This is a genomic window from Noviherbaspirillum sp., assembly GCF_035254865.1.
In the GTDB taxonomy this organism is placed as follows: domain Bacteria; phylum Pseudomonadota; class Gammaproteobacteria; order Burkholderiales; family Burkholderiaceae_D; genus Noviherbaspirillum.
In genome coordinates, this window is record NZ_DATFAF010000083.1 from 1 (window position 1) to 3,458 (window position 3,458).

General features: G+C 62.8%; 2 protein-coding genes and 1 pseudogene. All 3 read right to left on the minus strand.

What is annotated here, in order from left to right; all coding sequences use genetic code 11:
* Positions 1-220: 220 nt before the first annotated feature.
* Positions 221-1,717, minus strand: coding sequence for a glycerol kinase GlpK (gene glpK, locus VJ651_RS21085; protein WP_324109312.1), 1,497 nt, complete (start codon positions 1,715-1,717; stop codon positions 221-223).
* A gap of 120 nt (positions 1,718-1,837) precedes the next feature.
* Positions 1,838-3,271, minus strand: a complete 1,434-nt coding sequence (pyk, locus tag VJ651_RS21090) for a pyruvate kinase (RefSeq protein ID WP_324109313.1) — start codon at positions 3,269-3,271, stop codon at positions 1,838-1,840.
* 24 nt (positions 3,272-3,295) lie between these two features.
* A pseudogene (locus VJ651_RS21095) lies at positions 3,296-3,458 on the minus strand (erythrose-4-phosphate dehydrogenase); the annotation flags it as partial.

Genomic DNA, 3,458 nt, shown 5'->3' on the forward strand with positions numbered 1-3,458 from the left:
GGCGACGCGGCCAAGTGGCTGTCGGACAAGGGGGCGCCGTGGAAGAAGCTGGGCGACGAGAAGCCCAAGGGCGAGACCATCGCCTACGACAAGCTGCTCCAGGCCTGGAAGGAAGGCCGCGTCAAGTAAACGGCTGAAACACAGTTGAAATAAGCAGTCGAAAGGAGCGGGCGCTATGCCCGCTCTTTTATTTGGGCTTGGCGTGCCGCCATCGCCATTGTTACTCCGCCCAGGCGCGTGCGCGCTCGACCGCACGCCGCCAGGTGGCAATCCGCGCTTGACGCTCCTCATCCGCCATGCGCGGTTCGAAGCAACGATCCATCTTCCACAGCGAAGCAATCTCCTGCTGCGACGACCAGAAGCCGACGCGCAGACCAGCCAGATAAGCCGCGCCGAGCGCCGTGGTTTCGGTGACCATCGGGCGCACCACCGGTACGCCCAGCACATCGGCCTGGAATTGCATCAGCAAGTCGTTGCGCGAGGCGCCGCCGTCCACGCGCAATTCCTGCAGGCGCATGCCGGAATCCTTCTGCATCGCATCCAGCACATCCACGCTTTGATAGGCGATGCTCTCCAGCGCGGAGCGCGCGATATGCGCACGCGTCGTGCCACGCGTCATGCCGACGATGGTGCCGCGCGCATAGGCATCCCAGTAGGGCGCGCCCAGCCCGGTGAATGCCGGCACGAAGGTCACGCCATCCGAGTCCGGCACGCTCAGGGCAAGCGCCTCGACATCGGAGGATTGCTGGATGATGTTCAGCCCGTCGCGCAGCCACTGCACCGTGGCGCCGGCCATGAACACGCTGCCTTCGAGCATGTAATCGGTGTGCAGATCCTGCTTGCTGCCGAGTGTCCAGCCGATGGTGGCAACGAGGTTGTTGCGCGATGCGATGGCTTGCGACCCGGTATTCATCAGCATGAAGCAGCCGGTGCCATAGGTGTTCTTTGCCATGCCGGGGCGATGACAGGCCTGCCCGAAGGTCGCGGCCTGCTGATCGCCGGCGATGCCGGCAATCGGGATAGGCGCACCCAGCAGCTCGCTGTGCGTTGTGCCGAACATGGCGCTGCCGGGCAGCACGGTCGGCATCATGCTGCGCGGGATGTCGAGCAGGCCGAGCAGTTCGTCATCCCATTGCAGCGTCTTGATGTTGAACAGCAGCGTGCGCGAGGCATTGCTCGTGTCGGTGACATGCTCGCCAGTCAGCTTGAACGTCAGCCAGCTGTCGATGGTGCCAAAAGCAAGTTCGCCACGCTCTGCCCGCGCACGCGCGCCGGGAACATGGTCGAGCAGCCAGCGCAGCTTGGTGCCTGAAAAATAGGCATCCAGCACCAGCCCGGTCTTCTCCTGGAAGAGTGCGGCCTTGCCTTGCTCGCGCAAGGCGTCGCACACGTCCGCCGTGCGATGGTCCTGCCACACGATGGCATTGGCGATCGGCTCGCCGCTGCGTTTATCCCACACCACGGTAGTCTCGCGCTGGTTGGTAATGCCGATAGCTGCGATTTCGGCTGCATCGACATCGCACTTGCGCATGACCTCCCGCGTCACCGCGAGTTGCGACTGCCAGATCTCGTTGGCATCATGCTCGACCCAGCCAGGCTGCGGAAAGATCTGGCGGAATTCCTGCTGCGCCGAGCCATGTATCGTGCCCGCGCGATCGAACAGGATGGCGCGTGAACTGGTGGTTCCCTGATCCAGGGCGAGAATGAGCTTTTCCATGCGATCACCTTTGTGCGTGAATGCGTGCAAAGGGCAGTTCAGCCGAATGCGAGTCGATCACTTCGCGGCCGATGCGCTGTCCTTTGCACGCATGCAGATCTCCAGATATGTATTTTGGGTTCAGTGCGCGCCGACCTTGACGATCTTGAGCGAATTGGTGCCGCCGATCTGTCCCATCGGCTCGCCCCAGGTGACCACGATCAGGTCGCCGGGCCGCACCACATGCTTCTCCAGCAGCAGGTTCTGCGCCGCCTGCAGCACGTCCTTGCTTTCGCCCGATTGCACGAGTTCGAAGGAACGCACGTTGCGGTAGAGCGCGGACTTGCGCAGCGTCGCGATGCTCGGCGTCAGCGCATAGATCGGGATGTCGATGCTGTGCCGGCTCATCCACAGCGTGGTGGAGCCGGATTCGGTCAGCGCCACGATGGCTTTGACGCGCAAGTGATAGGCGGTAAACAGCGCGCCATAGGCAATCGATTGATCGATGCGGCTGAAACTGGCGTTGAGGAAATCGGTATCGAGCTTGCATACATCCGCTTTCTCCGCTTCCAGGCAAATCGCGGCCATCGCCTCCACCGTCTCCACCGGATACTTGCCGGAGGCCGTCTCGGCGGAAGCCATCACCGCGTCCGTGCCGTCCAATACCGCGTTCGCCACGTCCGACACTTCGGCACGCGTCGGCACCGCGTTGACGATCATCGATTCCATCATCTGCGTCGCGGTGATGGCCAGCTTGTTCGAGGCGCGCGCCATCTTGATCATGCGCTTCTGCAGTGCCGGCACGGCGGCGTTGCCGACTTCCACCGCCAGATCGCCGCGTGCCACCATGATGCCGTCGGAGGCGTCGAGGATTTCCTGCAGCAGCGGGATCGCCTCGGCGCGCTCGATCTTGGCGATCATCAAGAGCTTGCGTTGCTGCGGCTCACCCGCGATGTTGGCAAGCTGGCGCGCCATGATCATGTCGGAAGCATTCTTCGGGAACGACACCGCGATGTAATCGGCGCCGAGCGCGACGGCGGTCTTGATGTCTTCCATGTCCTTCGCGGTCAGTGCCGGCGCAGAGAGGCCGCCGCCCTGGCGGTTGATGCCTTTGTTGTTGGACAGTTCGCCGCCGATCTTCACCGTGGTGTGAATCGCGCTGCCGACGACGGCATCCACGACCAGCACGATCAGTCCGTCATTCAAGAGCAGGATGTCGCCCGGCTTCAGGTCGCGCGGCAGCTCCTTGTAATCCAGCCCGACCTGCTGTTCGTTACCGAGTTCGCATTCGGCATCCAGCACGAATTTCGCGCCCGCTTCGAGCAGGATCTTTCCATGCTCGAACTTGCCGACACGGATCTTCGGCCCTTGCAGGTCGGCCATGATCGCGACTTCGCAGCCGCAGTCCGCCGCGGCTTCGCGCACCAGCCGGGCACGATCGCTATGGTCCTGCGCCTTGCCGTGCGAAAAATTCAGGCGCACCACATTGACGCCGGCGCACACCATGCGCGTGAGCGTGGCGAGGTCGCTGGAAGCAGGGCCGATGGTGGCAACAATCTTGGTGGAGCGATCCATGTCAGGCGCTTTCAAAAGGAAACGTTATTTGGCGGACATCAAGGCTACGGTGGTGTCGAGCATGCGGTTGGAGAAGCCCCACTCGTTGTCGTACCACGAGGACACCTTCACCAGGCGGCCGGAGACCTTGGTCAGGGTCGCATCGAAATTGCTCGATGCCGGGTTGTGGTTGAAGTCGACCGACACC

Excerpts from the sequence above, each read along its gene's own strand:
- pyk (WP_324109313.1), bottom strand. The coding sequence starts at position 3,271 with ATGGATCGCTCCACCAAGATTGTTGCCACCATCGGCCCTGCTTCCAGC.
- glpK (WP_324109312.1), bottom strand. The coding sequence starts at position 1,717 with ATGGAAAAGCTCATTCTCGCCCTGGATCAGGGAACCACCAGTTCACGC.